17 protein-coding genes are annotated in these 18545 nt (G+C 73.8%); 10 read left to right on the top strand and 7 right to left on the bottom strand.

Annotated elements, in window-relative coordinates; genetic code table 11:
- Position 1: 1 nt before the first annotated feature.
- Positions 2-1381, top strand: coding sequence for a hypothetical protein (locus ACLWS4_RS12325; RefSeq protein ID WP_416874110.1), 1380 nt, complete (start codon positions 2-4; stop codon positions 1379-1381).
- A 92-nt stretch (positions 1382-1473) separates the two neighbouring features.
- Here the strand turns inward: ACLWS4_RS12325 and ACLWS4_RS12330 are convergent, their stop codons facing one another.
- The 4 genes from ACLWS4_RS12330 to ACLWS4_RS12345 all read right to left on the bottom strand — a co-directional run bounded on the left by ACLWS4_RS12330 (position 1474) and on the right by ACLWS4_RS12345 (position 4667).
- Positions 1474-2547: a M14 family metallopeptidase gene (locus ACLWS4_RS12330; protein WP_416874111.1), complete on the bottom strand. Its 1074-nt coding sequence runs from the start codon at positions 2545-2547 to the stop codon at positions 1474-1476.
- 14 nt (positions 2548-2561) lie between these two features.
- Entirely contained in the window at positions 2562-2891 is a 330-nt protein-coding gene (locus ACLWS4_RS12335; RefSeq protein ID WP_049658719.1) for a hypothetical protein, read from the bottom strand.
- A gap of 94 nt (positions 2892-2985) precedes the next feature.
- On the bottom strand, positions 2986-3708 hold the full coding sequence (locus tag ACLWS4_RS12340; RefSeq protein WP_380782494.1) for a TetR/AcrR family transcriptional regulator: 723 nt from the start codon (positions 3706-3708) through the stop codon (positions 2986-2988).
- 344 nt (positions 3709-4052) lie between these two features.
- Positions 4053-4667, bottom strand: coding sequence for a LysE family transporter (locus ACLWS4_RS12345; RefSeq protein ID WP_416874112.1), 615 nt, complete (start codon positions 4665-4667; stop codon positions 4053-4055).
- A 203-nt stretch (positions 4668-4870) separates the two neighbouring features.
- On the opposite strand from ACLWS4_RS12345, the gene ACLWS4_RS12350 reads away from it, so the two are divergent.
- Together ACLWS4_RS12350 and ACLWS4_RS12355 are read left to right on the top strand one after the other, a co-directional pair.
- The gene (locus ACLWS4_RS12350) at positions 4871-5500 is read left to right on the top strand and encodes a maleylpyruvate isomerase N-terminal domain-containing protein (RefSeq protein ID WP_416874113.1); all 630 of its coding nucleotides are present in this window, start codon (positions 4871-4873) and stop codon (positions 5498-5500) included.
- 110 nt (positions 5501-5610) lie between these two features.
- On the top strand, positions 5611-7446 hold the full coding sequence (locus tag ACLWS4_RS12355) for a M1 family aminopeptidase (protein ID WP_416874114.1): 1836 nt from the start codon (positions 5611-5613) through the stop codon (positions 7444-7446).
- Between the two features lie 68 nt (positions 7447-7514).
- Here ACLWS4_RS12355 and ACLWS4_RS12360 read toward each other — a convergent pair whose 3' ends face one another.
- Positions 7515-8423: a lysozyme gene (locus tag ACLWS4_RS12360; protein ID WP_416874115.1), complete on the bottom strand. Its 909-nt coding sequence runs from the start codon at positions 8421-8423 to the stop codon at positions 7515-7517.
- Between the two features lie 344 nt (positions 8424-8767).
- Here ACLWS4_RS12360 and ACLWS4_RS12365 point away from each other — a divergent pair, with 344 nt between their 5' ends.
- The 3 genes from ACLWS4_RS12365 (at position 8768) to ACLWS4_RS12375 (ending at position 13807) form a co-directional block, all read left to right on the top strand.
- The gene (locus ACLWS4_RS12365; RefSeq protein WP_049657166.1) at positions 8768-9346 is read left to right on the top strand and encodes a GNAT family N-acetyltransferase; all 579 of its coding nucleotides are present in this window, start codon (positions 8768-8770) and stop codon (positions 9344-9346) included.
- Positions 9347-9627: 281 nt separating this feature from the next.
- Positions 9628-11367 carry a glycosyltransferase family 2 protein gene (locus ACLWS4_RS12370; protein WP_380776727.1) on the top strand — a complete coding sequence of 580 codons (1740 nt, stop codon included), beginning with the start codon at positions 9628-9630 and terminating at the stop codon, positions 11365-11367.
- 136 nt (positions 11368-11503) lie between these two features.
- Complete coding sequence (locus ACLWS4_RS12375) at positions 11504-13807, top strand: acyltransferase family protein (RefSeq protein ID WP_416874116.1); 2304 nt, start codon at positions 11504-11506, stop codon at positions 13805-13807.
- Here ACLWS4_RS12375 and ACLWS4_RS12380 read toward each other — a convergent pair.
- Positions 13798-14409 carry a hypothetical protein gene (locus ACLWS4_RS12380; protein ID WP_416874117.1) on the bottom strand — a complete coding sequence of 204 codons (612 nt, stop codon included), beginning with the start codon at positions 14407-14409 and terminating at the stop codon, positions 13798-13800. The two genes, ACLWS4_RS12375 and ACLWS4_RS12380, sit on opposite strands and share 10 nt — an antisense overlap.
- 126 nt (positions 14410-14535) lie before the next feature.
- On the opposite strand from ACLWS4_RS12380, the gene ACLWS4_RS12385 reads away from it, so the two are divergent.
- Positions 14536-14766 (top strand): hypothetical protein, encoded by a 231-nt coding sequence (locus ACLWS4_RS12385; protein ID WP_049654693.1) that lies wholly within the window; start codon positions 14536-14538, stop codon positions 14764-14766.
- 112 nt (positions 14767-14878) lie between these two features.
- Positions 14879-15448 (top strand): hypothetical protein, encoded by a 570-nt coding sequence (locus ACLWS4_RS12390; protein ID WP_387967621.1) that lies wholly within the window; start codon positions 14879-14881, stop codon positions 15446-15448.
- A 30-nt stretch (positions 15449-15478) separates the two neighbouring features.
- Here ACLWS4_RS12390 and ACLWS4_RS12395 read toward each other — a convergent pair whose 3' ends face one another.
- The gene (locus ACLWS4_RS12395) at positions 15479-16465 is read right to left on the bottom strand and encodes a winged helix-turn-helix domain-containing protein (RefSeq protein WP_416874118.1); all 987 of its coding nucleotides are present in this window, start codon (positions 16463-16465) and stop codon (positions 15479-15481) included.
- A gap of 423 nt (positions 16466-16888) precedes the next feature.
- On the opposite strand from ACLWS4_RS12395, the gene ACLWS4_RS12400 reads away from it, so the two are divergent.
- Together ACLWS4_RS12400 and ACLWS4_RS12405 are read left to right on the top strand one after the other, a co-directional pair.
- Complete coding sequence (locus ACLWS4_RS12400) at positions 16889-18343, top strand: glucose/sorbosone family PQQ-dependent dehydrogenase (RefSeq protein WP_416874119.1); 1455 nt, start codon at positions 16889-16891, stop codon at positions 18341-18343.
- A 26-nt stretch (positions 18344-18369) separates the two neighbouring features.
- The gene (locus tag ACLWS4_RS12405) at positions 18370-18531 is read left to right on the top strand and encodes a pyrroloquinoline quinone precursor peptide PqqA (RefSeq protein WP_107418802.1); all 162 of its coding nucleotides are present in this window, start codon (positions 18370-18372) and stop codon (positions 18529-18531) included.
- Positions 18532-18545 lie beyond the last annotated feature (14 nt).

The following is an 18545-nucleotide window of genomic DNA, read 5'->3' on the forward strand; positions in this document are numbered from 1 at the left end:
CATGCCCACCATCAAGGTCGTCAACATCACCCCGAAGGCGCTGAGCGGCGACACCAACCTGGACAGTGAGCCCAACCTCGCGGTCGACCCGGAGAACCCGCTGGAGATGGTCGCGACCGCCTTCACCCCCGACCCGATGAACGGGCCGCTCGCCCCCGTCTACGTCTCGACGGACGGCGGGGACACCTGGGTGCTGAACAGCGTCGTCCCGGGCAACGGGGCACTCGGCACCGGGGACATCAGCGTCGGCTTCGGCGGGGCGGGGGGCCGGCTCTACACCGGCATCCTCAACGGCCAGAGCGGCGACCTGCAGATCCTGCGCGCACCGGACATCACCGCGAGCACGCCGATGGCCGTGCTCGTCGACCGGAGCGGGGAGGACCAGCCCTGGGTCGTCGCCACCACCGTCGCGGCGAACGGCGGCAGCGGCGACCGGGTGTACATCGGCAGCAACGACGTCGCCCAGCCCGGCGGCACCGCCACCGTGGACGTCTCGAACGACGCCGGCACCGGGCCCGCTCCGGCCGGTTTCGCGCCCGTCAAGCTCGACCGGCACACCGGCACGCTCTTCGACGGGCCGCCGGTGCGGATCGCCGCGCACCCGGACGGCACGATCTACGTCGCCTTCCTGAGCGTGACCGCCACCGGCGCGGGGGCCCTGATCACCTTCGACGTCGTGATGACCCGTGACGACAAGGGCGGCGTCGGACCGAACCCCTTCGAGGACCTCCTCGACTCGGCCGTCGGCGACGTCGGCCAGCGCGTGGTCACCGGCCGCAAGGCCCGGTTCAACCCGCACCAGCGGTCGCTGGGCCAGGAGCGCACCGGTGCGGACCTGGCCGTCGCCGTGGACCCCACCGACTCCAACAGCGTCTGGATCGCCTACTGCGACAACCTCGGCGGAACCGCCCCCACCGACTACGTGCTGCACAGCCGTCACTCGGCGGACCGGGGCCAGACCTGGGCCGCGGCGCGCCCGGACGTGGTCAACGGCAAGAACCCGTCGCTGGCGGTCAACTCCGACGGCCTGGTCGGGCTGGTCTACCAGCAGTTGGTCCACAACCAGTGGTCGACGGTGCTGGAACTGACCGCCGACGGCTTCGGGACGACGGAGAGCCATGTGCTGCACCAGGCCCCGGGCGACGTGCCGCCGGCCGGGACGCAGCTGCCGTACCTGGGGGACTACCTCCGGATGGTCACGGTCGGAAAGGACTTCTACGGCGTCTTCGCCGGCAACAACACCCCCGACCGGGCCAACTTCCCGGTGGGCGTGACCTACCAGCGCAACGCCAACTTCACCACCCACCAGCTGCTCAGCTCGGACGGGGTCACCCGGGTGCCGCCGTCCATCGACCCGTTCTTCTTCCACCGGGCCGCCTGAGCACCCGCGCACCCCCGCATCCCAAGGCGCCCGCCACGACCGGTCGTGGCGGGCGCCCTGCTGTCGGGCACTGTGGCTTTCGGGGCAGGGGTTCAGGCGGTGGCCAGGCAGAACCGCACGAGCCCGGCGTCCACGTCGAGGACGATCCGCTGCATCTCGGCCCACGGCGGGTGGAACTGCGTGCCCCACTCGACGGTGAAGCCGAGCACCTTCCCCAGCTCGGGGTCGACGAAGTGGCGGGCGAAGACGTAGTCGTCGCTGGTGCCGCTGGTCGGGTACAGGTGGAAGCCGCTCAGCGGCTTGTACGCCAGGCCGCGCACGCCGTGCAGGCCCTGGCAGAAGGCCTCGGCGAGCAGCACGGCGGTGTCGGCGTCGGTCTTGGGGATGTACTCCGCGTACGCGACGTCGCCGGGCAGGCCGCGCTTGCCGTCGTACTGGCTGTTGCGGAAGTTCATGGCGGGGGTGACCGACTGGTTCTCATCGTCGCCCCAGTTGTAGAGCATGTCCTGGGAGTAGCTGTGCACGTCGACGAACCACCCGGTCCGCGGGAACTGGTCCAGCAGCCAGCGGACGTTGCGGGTCTCGGGCTCGGAGAAGGCGCTCGGGCCCTCGTAGACCTGCTGGTCGCACGGGTCGGCCGACACCTGCGGGGTGGCGGTCGGGGCGAAGGCGGTGGCGAAGTCGAAGAGGAAGTCGTAGTTGCGGTTGAGGTCGACGCCGACGCAGTCGGGGTTCGTGCTGCCCCCGGCGTTGGCCGGGTTGCGGTTCTTGCGCCACATCGGGTCGGCGGTCTGGCTGAACAGCCGGCCGTCCGGGTTGACCAGCGGGAAGAACACCAGGTCCAGCCGCTGGATCAGGTTGCGGACCTGGTCGGCGGTGAAGACGGTGCCGCCGTAGCCGAGGCCGGTGCCGTCGCGCTGGGCCTCCAGCAGGTCGGCGGCGAGGTGGACGAGGATCTCGCAGCTGCCCCATTCACGGGCGTGCACACCGCCGATCATCATCACGCAGCTCTTGGGGACCGGGGCCGGTGCACCGATCTTGAGGGCGTGGGCGGTGCGGCCCTCGATGGAGGGCTCGGGCAGGGTGAGCAGTTCGGACGTGCCGGGGTAGGCGGTGGCCAGACTGGCCACGGCGGACTCGACCTCGGTGATGTTCAGGTACGGCATGACGACCTCCCGGGTCAGCCGGCGGGCTTGGCGGCGAGGCCGTGCGGGACGGCGTCGGCGGCGGCGAACCGGTCGCCGGTGCCGACCTCGGCCTGGGCGGCGCGGCCGGCCTCGCTGGCGTTGCCGATCCGGGTGACGGTGACGCCCTCGCGTTCGAGGGCGGCGATCCGGTCCTCCGGGGCGTAGACGTCGATGCCGACGCTGCCGTCCGGTTCGACGTGCGGGCGGCCACCGGTGTCGGGGCGGGCCTCGCGCAGCAGGGCGCGCAGGACCTCCGGGTCCCTGGCGGTGACGCGGAGTCGCAGGATGTCGGGTCGGGGCGGTCGGGTGGGAACGGCGGACATGGCGACCTCTTCTCGGGCGCCGGGGGAGCGCGGCCCACGGCCGGCTCAGCGGTGCCGGATTCAAGCGGATATGTCCGACGTGTACCTCGTATCCTCAGGATGCGTCGCCGCCGTAGAAGCCGTCAAGGGGCGGCTCGGGCATCCCGTCGAGCAGGCTGTCCAGGCCGCTCAGCATCTCGGCCTCGTCGTCGAAGTCGGAGAACCGGGGCACCAGGGCGCGCAGTCTGGGGTAGTCGGTGGCGGGCAGCCGGTGCAGGCCGAGCCGCAGGGCCGGGTCCGGCTCGTTCGGGTTGTCGACCACCTGGCGCTTGTCCACCAGCAGGCAGCCGAGGTTCCAGGCGACGAAGGTGCGGTAGACGGTCAGCGCGCCGGCGTCGTCGAAGCCGGCCCGGCCGAGCACGGCCAGGATGTGCTCGGTGAGCTCCAGCACCGAGGCCGGGCGGCGGGCCACCGGGACGGCCAGCGGGCGGGTCGCGACCAGCGGCAGGATCTCGGGGTGGGCGTGCGCGGTGGCGGCGAACGCCCGGGCGATCCGGCGCAGTTCGGCGCGCCAGCCGTCCTCGTGCGGGCCGCGGGCGGCGCCGGCCCGCAAGCGGGCGTTGATCTCGTCGAAGTAGGCCTCGACCAGGCCGTCGATCAGCGCCTCCTTGCCCGGGGTGTAGCGGTACAGGGCCATCGACTCCACGCCGAGATCGGCGGCCAGCCTGCGCATGGTGAGCGCGGCCAGGCCCTCGCGGTCGACCAGGGCCACGGCGGCGCCCAGTACCAGCGGGCGGCTCAGTCGGCCCCGCCTCTCGGGGGCGTCCTGCTCGGCCATCTCCGCACTCCTCCGGGTCGGTGGCGGCGTCGTCGGGCGGTCGGCTCGGCTTGGGCGCGGGGCCCGCTGCCGGGCTGGGTCTTCGGCGGATGTCACTCAGCGGATACAGAACCAGGATACAAGGGAGGAATAGGACGTAAACGGGCGCGCGGCCGCGCGGCGGCGGTGCTGCCGATCCCGCTGGTCAGATGACCGGGGGAGGGGCGGTGGGGGCGGCGACCGGGGTGGCGGGGACGGTCGCGGTGTGTGACGCCACTCCGCACCCGCTCGCCAACCTCCTTCCGGCGCCCGGTCGCTGAGCGCGTCCGACCCGGCGGCGCCGGTCACCACGCCCGGCGCCGGCCTCAGTCGAGCAGCAGCCGGACGGCGAGCGAGGCGACCAGGGCGGCGGAGCCGAGGGCGGTCAGCAGCCGGCCGCGCGGGCCGGTGAGGGCCCGGCCGAGCAGGGCGCCGCCGGAGGCCAGCAGCAGTTGCCAGCAGGCGGAGGCGGCGAAGGCGCCGAGGGTGAAGGCCGCCCGGGCGGGGACGCCGTCCTGGCTGCCGCCGCCGAGCACCAGGGCGGCGAAGTAGAGCACGGTGAGCGGGTTCAGCAGGGTGATGCCCAGCAGGGTGAGGAAGGCCCGGGCGGGGGTGGGCGGCGACGGCCGCGCTCCGGCGGCGGGGCCGGAGCGGCCGCGCAGCGCGGTGGCGGCCGTCCGGGCGGCCAGGGCGAGCAGCACCAGGGCGGAGGTGATCCGCAGCGGCCGGGCGACCGGTTCGAGCAGCGGTGCGAGGCCGGTGCCGCCGGCCGCCGCGAGCAGGGCGTACAGCCCGTCCGCGGTGGCCACGCCGAGGGCGGCGCAGGCGCCGGTGCGCAGCGAGGTGCGTGCGGTGAGCGACACCAGGTAGGCCCCGACGGCCCCCACCGGGACGGCCACGCCGAGCCCGGCGAGCAGCCCCGCGGCCAGCGCGGCCCTCATGCGCGGGGGGCGTCGGGCCTCCGGGGGCGGCCGGGCTGCTGCTGGACCGGGGCCGGGCGGGTGGCGGCGGGTACGGGCAGCGGGCGGGTGGCGGAGACGGTCATGGGTCGATGGTGACGGCCCGGGGCGGGGGTGGCAAACGGCTTTCCGCGGGCCCGGGATAGCGTGGGGCGATCCCGTGATCACCGTCCCGAGGAGAGCCGATGAACAGTCAGAACGATCCCGTGCGCGTGCTGTTGGCGGAGGCCTGGTCCTCCTGGGCGGAGCGGGGCGCGGCCCTGGCCGCCGAGGACTGGGACCGGCCCACCCGGCTGCCCGGGTGGACCGTACGGGAGCTGTTCGCGCACGTGGCGCCGGTGCCGGAGATGTTCACCGGGCTGCGCGCGGCCGTCCTGGACACGCCGGCCGAGGTGGCCGACGGGGCCGGCATCCTGCGGGCCTACAACCGGCCGGGCGGCATCGCCCACACCGCCGCCGGGCAGGTCGCCGAGGCGGCGAAGCGGACCGCCGAGGTGGCCGAACCCGCCGTGCTGATCGCCCGGTTCGGTGTCGAGGGCCCGGCGGCGCTGGCCGGCCTCGCGGACCTGCCGCCGGGGGCCACGGTGGCGCACCCGCTGCTCGGCAGCGTGACGGTCGGCGCGCTCGGCGAGGTGGCGCTGATGGAGGCGACCGTCCACCTGCTCGACCTGATCGCGGCCGTCGGCGGCCCGCCGCCCGCCGAGGGGGCGCTGCACTTCACCCGCGCCCTGCTGGCGGAGGTGGCCGATCCGGTGGCCTTCATCGAGGCGGCGACCGGCCGTAGCGCCGAGGCGGTGCTCCCGGTGCTGCGGTAGGGCTTCCGTCGGGTGGGGTGAGGCGTATGCGTCTCATGTCATGAGCCTTTCAAAGGTGCGGGTTTGCTGTCACGCTGCTGCTCCCGGCCCGCTCCCCACGAGAGGCTCCGATGAGAAGACTCCTGCCTGCCCTGACCGGCGCCGCCCTGTTCGCGGCGACCGGCCTCGCGGCGCTCGCCACCCCCAATGTGGCGAGCGCCGCGGACTGCACACCCGCCCAGGTGGTGGCCAACGGCGGTTTCGAGTCCGGTGGTTCGTCCTGGTCGGCGCCGAGCGGCGCGATCACCGCCGACACCGGCCAGAGCGCCCACTCCGGCAGCTCCTACGCCTGGCTCGACGGCTACGGCTCCAGCCACACCGACACGCTCTCGCAGTCCGTCACCCTCCCCGCCGGGTGCGGCACCGCGACGCTCGGGTTCTGGCTGCACGTCGACACCGCCGAGACGACCGGCAGCACCGCGTACGACAAGCTGACCGTCAAGCTCGGCTCCACCACCCTGGCCACCTACTCCAACCTGGACGCGAAGGCCGGGTACGTGCACAAGACGCTCGACGTCTCCGCCTTCGCCGGCCAGTCCGTGACGCTCGCCTTCACCGGCGTCGAGGACGCCAGCCTGCAGACCAGCTTCGTGCTGGACGACGTCACCCTGGACGTCTCCGGCGGCGGCACGTCGCCCCAGCCCGGCGACCCGACCCGCACCCCGGTCGCGCCGACGTACACCGTCGGCCTCACCAGCGACTCCTCCGGCGGCAGTTGGACCGGGCACGAGAGCGTGACCTTCACCAACGCCTCGCCCGACCCGCTGAACGAGGTGTACCTGCGACTGTGGGACAACGCCCACGGCAGCTGCCCCAGCACCCCGATCACGGTGACCAACGTGACCGGCGGCACGCCCTCACCGCTCACGGTGAACTGCACCGCGCTCAAGATCACCCTGCCGGCCCCGCTCGCCCAGGGCCAGAGCGGCACCGTCGCCTTCGACCTCGGCATCACCGTGCCGAGCGGCGCGGACCGCTTCGGCCACGACGGCGCGTACAACTTCCTCGGCAACGCCCTGCCCGTCCTGGCGATACGGGACGCGGCCGGCTGGCACCTCGACCCGTACACCAACAACGGCGAGTCCTTCTACTCGGTGGCCGCGGACTTCGCCGTCACCCTGGACCACCCGAGCAGTCTGCTGGTGCCCGCGACCGGCACCTCGGTGGACACCCCCGGCACGGCCGGACGGACCGTCACCAAGGCGACCGCGAGCAAGGTGCGCGACTTCGCCTGGGGCGCCGGGCCGTTCACGAAGATCTCCGGCACCTCCGCCGCCGGGGTGAAGGTCAACGTCTACTCGGTGGCGGGCATCAGCGCGGCCGACTCCCAGTCGATGCTCTCCACCGCGACCTCGGCGGTCGACGCCCACGCCCAGCGCTTCGGCGCCTACCCATACGGCGAGTTGGACGCGGTGCTCGACAACAACTTCTGGTTCGGCGGCATGGAGTACCCGGGCTTCGTCCTCGACCTGGTCAGCACCACGGCGCTCACCCACGAGATCGGCCACCAGTGGTGGTACGGCATCGTCGGCGACGACGAGTACAACGGCCCCTGGCTGGACGAGGCCTTCACCGACTACGCCACCGACCTCGCCCTCGGCAAGACCGGCAACGGCTGCTGGAACAGCGTCTCCTGGGCGTCCTCGGCGGAGCGGATCACCAACTCGATGGCGTACTGGGACGCCAACTCCTCGCGCTACTCGATGGTCGTCTACGGCTACGGCAAGTGCGCCCTGCACGACCTGCGCCGGACGATCGGCGACAGCGCGATGACCACGCTGCTGCGGAACTACGCGCAGGCGCACTGGTACGGCGTCTCCACCACCGCGGAGTTCAAGGCCGCGGCCCAGGCCGCCACCACGGTGGACCTGAGCTCCTTCTGGAGCCAGCACCGCATCGACGGCTGAGCCCGGACATCCGTACATCCCGGACGTCGCCCCCGGTCCAGGCCGGGGGCGACGCCCTTTCCGCGGGGTCAGCCCAGGGCGAGGGCGCGGAGGCGGTCGGCCGCGCCGTTGAAGTAGTTCTGGTCACCGGGGAAGGTGCCGGAGTCGGCGAACTGCCAGAAGGTCTGGTAGCCCCAGCCGTTCGGCAGGGTGCCGACGGAGGAGGCGTAGCGGGCTATCCAGAGCGGATTGGTGGTGCCGAAGCCGCCGTTGTCGCCGGTGCACTGGCTCCACCAGTTGGTGGTGGTGTAGATGGTGGGGTAGCGGCCGGTGCGGGAGTGCACGGTGTTGCTGAAGTCGCGGATCCAGCTGACCATGGCGCTCTGGCTGAGGCCGTAGCAGGTGGCGCCGTAGGGGTTGTACTCGATGTCCAGCGCGGGCGGCAGGGTCTTGCCGTCGGCGGACCAGCCGCCGCCGTGGCTGACGAAGTAGTTGGCCTGGGTGGCGCCGGAGGAGGCGTTCGGCAGCGCGAAGTGGTAGGCGCCGCGGACCAGGCCGGCGTTGTACGAGCCGTTGTACTGCTGGGCGAAGGACGGGTTGGTGTAGCCGGTGCCCTCGGTCGCCTTGACGTAGGCGAACTTGGCGCCGTTGGCCGCCACCGAGGACCAGTTGACGTTGCCCTGGTAGCCGGAGACGTCCAGCCCCGGGGTCTGGGTGGCGGCGAGGGAGGCGAACGGGGCGGCGGTGCTTCGCCCCTCGCGGGCGGCGACGGTGGAGCCGGCGAAGTCCTGCTCGGGGTGGAAGCCGGGACGGCCCTCGGCGACGGGGGCGACCGGGGCGGGGTCGGCCGCGTACGCGGGGGCGGCGGCACCGGCGACCAGGGCGGTCGCGGCGGCGAGGGCGGCCAGTGCGGGCAGGCGGCGGCGGGCCGGTCTGGCGGCCGCGGCGGTGCTCGCGATGGTGGCCGTGGTGCGGGCGGAGCGGGAAGAGCGGGGCATGAGCACTCCTCTGGTCCGAGCGTGGGGAAGGTCGAAATGACCCGGTTCGGCCGGGGTCTGACCGGCCGTACCGCAGAGTAGCCATGTACCTGGCACCGCCACCAGGCATCTTTTTTCACATGGTGAACGCACGTCACCTCGGTCGGAACGCCATGACCGGCAACCGGCGTTGCCGGTTCTGCCGGTGCGGCCGGCCCCGGGGAGGGATCGGCGGCTGGGGCGACGGAGGGGTCGGGAGAGGGGCGGGCAGCGGAGGCGGCGCCGGGTGCGGCGGGGGCGCTGTGGCACGATGCCCGCGGGCCGGCCACCACGGGCGGCCCCCTGCACGTGAGGAGAGACCAGCCATGATCGAGACCGCCACCGACTCCGCCCGGCCCGCCGGGGAGCCCGTGTTCCGGCCCGCCACGCCCGCCGACGTCCCGGCGCTGGTCGCGCTGGTCGAGTCCGCCTACCGGGGCGACTCCAGTCGGGCCGGGTGGACCACCGAGGCGGACCTGCTGGGCGGCCGGCGCACCAACCCGGAGGCCGTCGCCGAGGCCGTGGGCCACCCCGACGGCGTGGTGCTGCTCGCCGAGCGGGACGGCGAGCTGGTCGCCTGCTGCCAGCTGGAGCGGCGCGGCGGCCTGGCCTACTTCGGCATGTTCTCGGTGCGTCCGGGCCTCCAGGGCGGCGGCATCGGCCGGGCCGTGCTGGCCGAGGCGGAGCGGGTGGCGGGCGAGGAGTGGGGCGTCGGCGCGATGGAGATGACGGTGATCGAGCAGCGCGCCGAGCTGATCGCCTGGTACGAGCGGCGCGGCTTCCGGCGCACCGGCGAGTTCAGCCCGTTCCCGTACGGCGACGAGCGCTTCGGCATCCCGCGGCGGCCGGACCTCCGGTTCGCGCACCTCGTCAAGGAGTTGAAGGCGGAGTCCGCCGGGAATTGACGTCCGTGTACGGAAGTTGACGGCTGTGTGGGAGTCGGGGCCGGGTCGTCCGGGCGGTCGTACCAGTAGTCGTACCGGTGGTTGACGGCCTCGGAAACGGCCCGCCCTCGGGGTTCGGTTCAGTTCCGCTGGACCGGGTTTCCGCAGGTGATCCGCCGTCAACTCGCTGAGCTGGGGCGATGCGGAGATGTCATACCTCGTTCATTATTGGTCTAGGCCAATGTGAGAGGCTGAGTGCGAACGGCCACGTTCCGTCCGCTGCCCAGGGGGGCCATTTCCGCATGCCCGTTCTCCATGGCACCGCCATGCCCGCACCCGACACCGGTCCGCGCCGGACACCCGCGGACCCCGACGACCACCGGCTGCCCAGCCCGCCCGACGACGAGGAGCTCTACTGGTACTTCGGTCCGCAGCGCCGCTGGGTGCTGCTCTGCGCCACCCTCTCCTACGCGGGAGCCACCGCCACGCTCGGCCTGTTCGCCCTCAGCAAGCCGCTGCTCTGGCCCTTCCTGGTGCTCACCGTGCTCAACGCGGCCACCTGGCTGCTCTCGCTCACCGACGGCCAGCGCGCCCGGCGCTTCACCCGCGACTCGCACGACCTGCTGCTGCGCGCCTGGAGCCCCGCCCGCGCCCCGAGCGTGGACCTGCTGCTGCCGACCGCCGGCGAACCGCTGGCCGTCCTGGACAACGCCTACCGGTACACCGCGGCCGTCCAGTGGCCCGGTGAGCTGACCGTCCTGGTCCTCGACGACGCCGGCCGCCCCGAGGTGCGCGAACTCGCCGAGTCCTACGGCTTCCGCTACCACGCCCGCCCCGACCGGGGCCGGTTCAAGAAGGCCGGCAACCTCAACCACGGCCTGGCCGAGGGCACCGGCGAGATCGTCGCCGTCCTGGACGCCGACTTCTGCCCCCGCCCCGACTTCCTGCACCACCTGGTGCCCTACCTCGACAACCCCGGGGTCGGCATCGTGCAGAGCCCGCAGTGCTTCGACACGGACGCCGACATGTCCTGGCTCGAACGCGCCGCGGGAGCGACCCAGGAGATCTTCTACCGCTGGATCCAGCCCTCCCGGGACGCGCAGGACGGCACCGTCTGCTGCGGCACCAACGCCCTGTACCGCCGCGCCGCGCTGCAGCGGATCGGCGGCTTCGCCGAGATCGACCACAGCGAGGACCTCTACACCGGCCTCGCCCTCGCCCGCGCCGGATGGTCCACCCGCTACGTCCCCGCGCTGGTCGCCAAGGGCATGTCGCCCACCGGCCTGCCCGCCTTCATCAGCCAGCAGTACCGCTGGTGCCTCGGCTCCCTGGCGCTCGTCCGCGACCCGGACTTCCGCCGCGGCCCGCTGCCGAAGTCCGCCCGGCTCTGCTTCTGGAACGGCATCCTCGGCTACGTCACCAGCGCGGTGAACGTCTTCGCCGTACCGCTGCCCGCCCTGATCATGCTGTTCTTCCGGCCCGAGGAGATCCAGCCCTGGCAGGTGCTGCCGTTCCTGCCGCCGATCTGGGTCGCCCTGGTGCTGCTGCCCGCGATGTCCCGCACCCGCTGGCGCTTCGAGGTCACCCGGGTCCAACTCCTCGGCGGGCTCTGCCACGTGGTCGCCATCGCGCACGCGCTGCGCCGCCGCTCCGCCGACTGGGTGCCCACCGGCGCCGTCTCCGGCGGCAGCACGCTCGCCCGCGCCGTCGCCCGGATCGGGGTCGCCTGGCTCGGGCTCGTCGTCCTCGCGGGCGCCGCCGGGCTGGTCCGGGCCGCGCTGTTGTACGGCTGGCGGCCGTACTGGGCGCTCGCCGGACTGCTCGCGCTCACCACCTACACCATGGTCCCGCTGATCCGGGAGCTGTGGCCGCTGCTGAACGGGACCAACGGGGGCAAGGGCGCCGCCGTCGGTGAGGTCGCCGCGCCCGCACCGGGCCGCTCCGACCTCGGGTTCGGACGGGCCGAGGCCGTCGCCGTCACCGCCGCGCTGCTGCTGTGCGGGCTGTTGGCCTCCGGCTGGGCCGACCCACTGATCTTCTGACGGACCGTCACTTCCACTGCAACACCTGCCTGTTGCGTTTCCTTGCGCGTCGCCCCACCGGCGCGGACACCGCCCGGCCGCCCCATCGGCCCGGCGGGCCCGACAAACCGCTGCCAGCCCTGCAAGGAGCACCGCCGTGTCAACGGCCGTACCACCACCGTCGTCGTCCTCCTCTTTCGCTGACGTCCAGCCCTCCGTTCCGACCTCCGCCGCGTCCGGCCCAGTCGTCGACCTGCTGCCCGGCGTCGTCCGGGTCGACCGGGAACTCGCCGCCCCGCAGCGCGCCACCGTCGCCGAGAGCGGGCAGGCCCGCCGGCGCACCGCCTTCCGCCCCGACATCGAGGGGCTGCGCGGCGTCGCCGTGCTCTCCGTCCTCGCCTTCCACTCCGCCGTCCCCGGCCTGACCGGCGGCTTCGTCGGCGTCGACGTCTTCTTCGTCATCTCCGGCTTCCTGATCACCGGCCTGCTCGTCGGCCGCCCGCTCGGCCTGTGGGACTTCGCCGCCCGCCGCGCCCGGCGCATCCTGCCCGCCGCCGCCACCGTGCTGGTCGCCACCGCCGTCGCCGGCGGCGCCCTGCTCGACCCGCTGCGCGGCACCGACCTCGCCCGCGACCTGATCGCCTCCGCCGGGCAGTTCGCCAACTGGCGCTTCGTCGGCCAGCAGACCGACTACCTGGCCGCCGAACACGACCCCAGCCCGCTGCAGCACTTCTGGTCGCTGGGCGTGGAGAACCAGTTCTACCTGCTCTGGGGCGTGCTGCTGCTCGGCCTCGCCCGCTACCTGCGCGGGCGCCGCCGCACCCTCGCGATCACCCTCGCCACGGTGGCCGTCGGCGGCGTCTCCCTGGCGCTCTGCCTGCGCTGGACGGCCACCTCCGCGCCGCTCGCCTACTTCTCCACCGGCAGCCGGCTCTGGGAGTTCGCGGCCGGCGCCTGCGCGGCGCTGGCCGGCCCGGCCCTGCTCTCCCGCGCCGAGCGGCGCCCGGTGGTGTGGTCGCTGCGGGTGGTCGGCTGGCTCGGCCTCGCGGCCGTGCTCGCACCGGTGGTCCTGTACGACCGCGACACCCCCTTCCCCGGCACCGCCGCGCTGCTGCCCGTCCTCGGCACCGCCGCCGTCCTGCTCGCCGGACACGCCGCCGGGCACGACGGCCCCGGCGCCGCCGACGCCGGACGGCTGCTCGCCACCCGCCCGCTGCGCGCCGCCGGACGGCTCTCGTACGCCTGGTACCTGTGGCACTGGCCGGTGCTGACCATCGCCCAGGCCCGGTACGGTGCCCTGCCCTGGACCACCCTGCTCGCGCTCACCGCCGCCAGCGCGCTGCCCGCCTGGCTCACCCTGCGGCTGGTCGAACAGCCGCTGCGGTACGGCAGCAGCCCGGCACCCCGGCGCGGGCTCGCCGTCGGCGCCAGCGCCCTGGTCATCCCGCTGATCGCCGCGCTCACCCTCGGCGGCGGCACCGTACGCGCCCTCGGCGACCCCTCCTCCGGGCCCGTCGCGGCGCCCGCCGGAGCCGCCGACGGCCCGGGCCTGCTCGCCCCCGGCACCCGGGTGCTCACCCTGACGCCCTCGCTGGCCCGGGCCCGGGAGGACTTCCCGCCCGGCAAGGGCTGCGAGATCCCGCTCAACGCCGACAGCAGCCCGCGCTGCCTCTTCGGCGCCGAGGACAGCCCCGACCGGATCGTGCTGCTCGGCGACTCGCACGCCGGGCAGTGGATCTCCGCCGGCCTCGCCCTCGCCGAGCAGCGGCACTGGGCCCTGGAGGTCCTGGTCAAGCCCGGCTGCCCGCTGGCCACCCTCACCGTGCGCAACAACGTGCTCGGCCGGACCTTCGAGGAGTGCGACCGCTGGCGCGAGAACACCCTCACCCGGCTGGCCTCCGGGCCCAAGCCGCGGCTGGTCCTGATGGCGGGCCTCAACCGCTACGGCAGCCCGGAGGAGCGCACCGAGGGCTGGACCCGCACCCTGGACCGACTCACCGCGCTCGGCGCCCCGCTCGCCTACCTCGGCGACACCCCGATGCCCGGCAAGGACATCCCGACCTGCCTGGCCGCCTCCGACGGGCGCTCCGACGCCTGCTTCTTCCCGCGCGACACCGCCTTCGAGCCCGACCCCGTACTGGACGGCGGGCTCGCCGCCCGGTACGGGGTACGGACCCTCGACCTCGGCCCGCTGCTCTGCCCCGGCACCGGGCCCTCCTGCCCGGCCGTGCTGGAGGGCGTGGTGCTGTACCGGGACACCGGTCACATCACCGACACCCTGGCGCGGGTGCTGGCGCCGCGGCTGGACAGGGGGCTGCTGGGCGCCCCGGGGGCGTCCGCGGCTCCGGCGGGTCCGGGCGCTTCGGCCGCTTCTGCGGCTCCCGGGCCGACGTCGGACCGGCCGGTGCAGCCGGACCAGCAGATTCAGCCGGTGCTGCCGGGCCAGCCGGGTCAGCCGTAGAGGCTGTGGCAGACCCGGGCCTGGTCAGAGCCGGGCGGCCAGTGGCCCGCCCGCTCGGCCTGGTCGCAGATGGTGTTCTGGCCGCCGCCCGCCCCGGTACTCGCCGGGGCGGGCGCGCCCGACGGGCCACGGGCCGGCGTGCTGGTGTGCGGGCTGTGCCCCGGCTTGGGGCGCGCACTCGCCGAGGCGTGCAGGGCGTCGGGCGTCGCGCTGCCCCCGGCACCGGACGCGGCCGGCGCCGTGCCCGGCCCGGTCACCGGGACCGCCGCGCCCGGGGTGGGCGGCGGCAGCGGGGACGGCGCCGGCGTGACCGGCGACGGGGAGACCGGCAGCAGCCGCGCCGCCGTCGAGTCCGAGGCGGTGGGCGAGGCGTCCGGCAGCGCCGCCACGCTGAGCTCGTCACCCGACCCCGGCCCGCACATCGCCAGGACGGACGCCAGCACGGCGCCCGTGCCGACCATCGCGGCCGTCCAGGCCTTGCGCGACAGGCGCCTCGGCGGTGTGGCGGTGGACCACGGCGGTAGCGGATCTGTCGGAACCGGCGGCGGCTGCCAAGCGTTCTGCGGCCACTGCCACTGCCCTCCGGTGGGCTGCCCAGTCATGTGCTCGTCCTTCCAGCGGCCCCCCTAGAACCTTGCCGTGCTCAACGAGCGCGCCGACGCCGGGACATGACCCGGAAGAGGGGTCTGGACGGGCGTTGATTGCCACCGCGCCACATGCTGGGGGGCATGGAGACCAACAGCACGGCCACCCCCCTGGTCGAGGTGGCCGAGTTCCGCACCGACAGCCGCTACCGCCTCGTCCGCTTCGAGGGCCACGGCTGGGAGCCGCTCGCACCGGAGGAGTTCGAGCCGCGCGTCCACCAGCTCTTCCCCGACCTCGACCCGCGCGACCCCCAACGGGTCCACTGGGCCGACCGCCCCTGGGAATGGCCCGCCTGGCACGCCGGAGAGGCGTGAACGCGGTCCGACTGGGCCCGAACGCGGCCTGACGGGGCCCGAACCCCGGTTTGACGAGGTCTGAACGGCTCGGCGCGGGATCGGCACCCCGCGACTTCGTTACGCTGGGCGGGTGAGTGTGGATCACTTCTGGCGCCGCCTGCCGGGTCAGGCCGTGGACACCTGCTCGCCGGAGGAACTCGGCGAACTCGTGCCCCGCGACCGCGACCTCCGGTACGACCGGCTGGCCGCCGCCGGGCTCGCCCTCGGCGTGCGGCGCACCGCCGTCCTGATGGAACTCGCGCTCACCGAGAACGGGCTGCACCCCGACCCGGCCGCCCGACTGCCCGTCTACGGCGGTGGGCGGCACGAACCGGACGGGGCACTGCCGGGCGGCGCCATGCCGGTGCTGCGCCCCGAACAGGTCGCGGCGGCCTCCGCCTTCCTGCGCGGCTCGGCGCTCGGCGAACTCGTCCGCCAGCAGAACAGCGTGCTCGCCCGCACGGCCGCGCACCTCGGGTACCCGACGCCCTGGTCCGAGACCTGGGCGGCGCTCGTCGTCCACGACCTGCGCGAGCTGCGGGACTTCTTCGCGAGCGCGGCCGCCGCCGGGGACGCGGTGGTCGTCCGGGAGGCCGAGGAGACCGGCCGGCCGGACGCGGCGCCGCAGCGGCGCAACTCGCCGTCCAGCACGGGGGCGTGAGCCTCGGTCCCGCCCGCACGGGGCCAGGCCTCAGCCCGTAGCGGCGGCGAGGAGCGTCAGTCCGGCCGCGGTGGCGGTGTGGATCGCCGTGTTGCGGTCCCGCAGGGTGGTGACCAGCCCGGCCGCCCGCAGCACCGTCGTGTGCTCGCTGGCGCTCGCCGCGGAGATGCGGACGGCGGCGGCGACGTCCCCGGTCGTACAGCCCTCCCGCTGCGCGAAGGTCCGCAGCACGGCGGCGCGGGTGCGGCCCAGCAGTGCGTCCAGAGCCGGTGACGACCCGTGCGGCGCCGCCAACACCCCTGCTCCGGTGGGCTGGTGGGCGGGATGGACCAGCATCGGCTGCGGCTCGGTGTCGTAGATCACGACGGGTGCGCCCGTGACGAAGACGGACGGGACCAGCAGCAGCCCCCGGCCGTCGAGGTGGATGTCCCGGTCCAGCCCGGAGGCCAGCTCGACGTGCAGGACCGGGGCCTCCCAGTGGATCCGGCCCGGCAGCAGCCGCTCGAAGAGCCGCTCCACACCGCCGTGCAGCAGATCGCGTCCGCGGACCGCGCGGTCCGCGGCCAACGCGTCCTCGGCGGACGCCTGGTACGGGGCGAGCAGGACGTCGTGGACGTGGCCGAGGGCCTCCACCAGGCGGCGCATGAGGTCACGGTCCTCGCCGAGCGTACGGGCCCAGCCGGGTAGCGGACGGGTGGCCGCCGCGTCGGCGAGGTCCGCGCGGATCCGCCCGGCCGGCGTGGCGGCGACGCCCTCCAGCAGCTCCGCGACGCTCCGGGCCCCCGGCGGACTCAGGAAGCCGGGCGACACCCCGTGCACCGGCACCAGGTCGAGGACCATCCGGGCCTGCGGCCCCAGCCGCCCGCGCGCCGTCCGCCGCCAGGCCCCGAACCGCGCCTCGTGGTTGCGGTCCCGCAGGACGCGCACCGCCACGTTCAGTTCCACCATCGCCGCCATCGCCCCCGCGACCCTGGTGCGCGCCAGGTCCTCGCCGGTGAAGTGGAACCGGAACGCCATCCCGCCTCCTGTGATGGGGAGCTGACGGAGAGTCAGCTCCCGTCCATGATGCCAGGGGAAGCCGTGGACGGGAGGGGCAGGCGCAGCCGCGACGACCGGGGTGCGATCGGATGGATGCGAAGCGCCCGCGCCACGCGGTGATCCTGGCCCGCGCCATCGCGGCCGTTTCGCCGCGCCGGTGTCGAGCAGGACCCCGCCGCCCGGGCCACGCGACCGGGTCAACGAGGGGTGCGGATCCGGGGGGCCCGACCTACGGTGAGGATCGGGACGCCGGGCGGCCGTACGCCGCCGGTGGCGCCCCCCACCGTTGGCGATGGCCCGCTCGCCGGGCGCCCGCACCGTGCGGGTCCGGTCCCGTACGGAATCGCCGAATCCGGTCATTCGGAAACCAGACACTCGTCGTCATGACGAGTGGGAGGCATCATGAGAAAGCTCCCGGTCGCACTGGCCCTGATCCCCGCCGCCGCGCTGATCACGTCGTGCTCCGACAACGGGGGAGCGGCGTCCGGCGGCACCGCCGCGCAGAAGCCCGCCGTCGTCACCGCCGAGCCCGTGCAGTCCCAGGCACCCCAGTCCCAGGCCGCCCAGGCGCCGCAGACGCAGGTGAAGGTGGTGACGGACGGGCTGGGAGACCCGTTCGAGCTCGCCTACGCCCCCGACGGCCGGCTCTGGGTCAGCGAGAAGTCCGGGCTCAAGATCACCCGGGTCGACCCGCAGAGCGGCGCCAAGAGCACCGCCCTCGACCTCACGGGAAAGGCCTTCCACAGTCAGGACGGGCAGGACGGCGTCCTGGGCTTCGCGTTGCACCCGGACTTCGGCAAGGGCAAGGGCAGCGACTACCTCTACCTCGCCTACACCTACAAGAACGGCAACGACTCGGCCACGAAGATCGTCCGCTACACCGCGAAGGACGGCGTGCTCTCCGACGAACAGCCCATTCTGACGGGGCTGCCGGGGCACAACCAGCACCAGTCGGCCCGGATCCGGTACGGACAGGACGGCAAGCTCTACTACTCGATCGGCGACCAGGGCCACAACTACATGGCCGACTACTGTCTGCCGAACCACGCGCAGGACCTGCCGACCGCCGCCCAGGTCGCCGCGTCGGACTGGTCGCTGTACCAGGGCAAGGTGCTCCGCATCAACCCGGACGGCTCCGTCCCCGACGACAACCCCGAGCTGAACGGCGCCCGCAGCCACATCTACGCCTACGGCATGCGCAACCCGGACGGCATGGACTTCGGCGGCAAGGACCTCTACACGGCCGAGAACGGCCCGCTCACCGACGACGAGTTCAACCTCATCACGAAGGGCGGCAACTACGGCTGGCCCAACGTCGCCGGGTGGAAGGACGACAAGGCGTACGTCTACTCCAACTGGTCGCAGGCCAAGGGCGGTTGCGAGAAGCTCACCTACAACCCGGACCCGAACACGCCGCCGGCCGAGGTGCCGACGACGAAGGAGACGGACTTCACCAAGGACATGGTCTCCCCGCTCAGCACGTACGGGACGACCGTCGAGAGCGGGCACAACTTCGGCACCACGCCGGTCTGCCCCGACGCCGCCTCCGCCTACATGTGCTGGCCGACCATGGCGCCCGGCAGCCTCAAGGTGTACGGGGACGACGTCCTCGTCACCTCGTTGAAGAACGGCACCGTCTTCCGGCTCTCCAAGGACGGCAAGAAGTACGAGGAGCTCTTCCGGACCGTCAACCGCTACCGCGACGTCGCCCTCAGCCCGGACGGCAAGACGCTGTACATCGCCACCGACAGCGAAGGCCAGCACATGGTCCGCGGTGACGGCGGTACCCCGACCACCCACCTGGCGAATCCGGGCGCGATCCTCGCCGTCCCCTACGACCACACCACGACGCAGTGAAGCCCCGACACGGAGGTGAGACAGTCATGACCCGTCACGAGGAACAGCCCAGGCGTGCCCGGCAGTCCCGGGAGCGCACCACCGACCGGCCGAACACCCCGACGGAAGGCGCCCGTTGGCGCAAGCCGAGCTACCAGGTGGTGGAGGCGTCTCTGGAGGTCTCGGCGTACTACCTCGCCAAGCGGTAGCGGCCACCGCACCG

The organism is Kitasatospora sp. SC0581 (assembly GCF_048159585.1).
Taxonomy (GTDB): Bacteria; Actinomycetota; Actinomycetes; order Streptomycetales; family Streptomycetaceae; genus Kitasatospora.

Excerpts from the sequence above, each read along its gene's own strand:
- ACLWS4_RS12385 (WP_049654693.1), top strand. The coding sequence starts at position 14,536 with ATGGAGACCAACAGCACGGCCACCCCCCTGGTCGAGGTGGCCGAGTTC.
- ACLWS4_RS12370 (WP_380776727.1), top strand. The coding sequence starts at position 9,628 with ATGCCCGTTCTCCATGGCACCGCCATGCCCGCACCCGACACCGGTCCG.
- ACLWS4_RS12360 (WP_416874115.1), bottom strand. The coding sequence starts at position 8,423 with ATGCCCCGCTCTTCCCGCTCCGCCCGCACCACGGCCACCATCGCGAGC.
- ACLWS4_RS12330 (WP_416874111.1), bottom strand. The coding sequence starts at position 2,547 with ATGCCGTACCTGAACATCACCGAGGTCGAGTCCGCCGTGGCCAGTCTG.
- ACLWS4_RS12400 (WP_416874119.1), top strand. The coding sequence starts at position 16,889 with ATGAGAAAGCTCCCGGTCGCACTGGCCCTGATCCCCGCCGCCGCGCTG.
- ACLWS4_RS12325 (WP_416874110.1), top strand. The coding sequence starts at position 2 with ATGCCCACCATCAAGGTCGTCAACATCACCCCGAAGGCGCTGAGCGGC.
- ACLWS4_RS12395 (WP_416874118.1), bottom strand. The coding sequence starts at position 16,465 with ATGGCGTTCCGGTTCCACTTCACCGGCGAGGACCTGGCGCGCACCAGG.
- ACLWS4_RS12350 (WP_416874113.1), top strand. The coding sequence starts at position 4,871 with ATGAACAGTCAGAACGATCCCGTGCGCGTGCTGTTGGCGGAGGCCTGG.
- ACLWS4_RS12335 (WP_049658719.1), bottom strand. The coding sequence starts at position 2,891 with ATGTCCGCCGTTCCCACCCGACCGCCCCGACCCGACATCCTGCGACTC.
- ACLWS4_RS12380 (WP_416874117.1), bottom strand. The coding sequence starts at position 14,409 with ATGACTGGGCAGCCCACCGGAGGGCAGTGGCAGTGGCCGCAGAACGCT.
- ACLWS4_RS12340 (WP_380782494.1), bottom strand. The coding sequence starts at position 3,708 with ATGGCCGAGCAGGACGCCCCCGAGAGGCGGGGCCGACTGAGCCGCCCG.
- ACLWS4_RS12355 (WP_416874114.1), top strand. The coding sequence starts at position 5,611 with ATGAGAAGACTCCTGCCTGCCCTGACCGGCGCCGCCCTGTTCGCGGCG.
- ACLWS4_RS12345 (WP_416874112.1), bottom strand. The coding sequence starts at position 4,667 with ATGAGGGCCGCGCTGGCCGCGGGGCTGCTCGCCGGGCTCGGCGTGGCC.
- ACLWS4_RS12365 (WP_049657166.1), top strand. The coding sequence starts at position 8,768 with ATGATCGAGACCGCCACCGACTCCGCCCGGCCCGCCGGGGAGCCCGTG.
- ACLWS4_RS12405 (WP_107418802.1), top strand. The coding sequence starts at position 18,370 with ATGACCCGTCACGAGGAACAGCCCAGGCGTGCCCGGCAGTCCCGGGAG.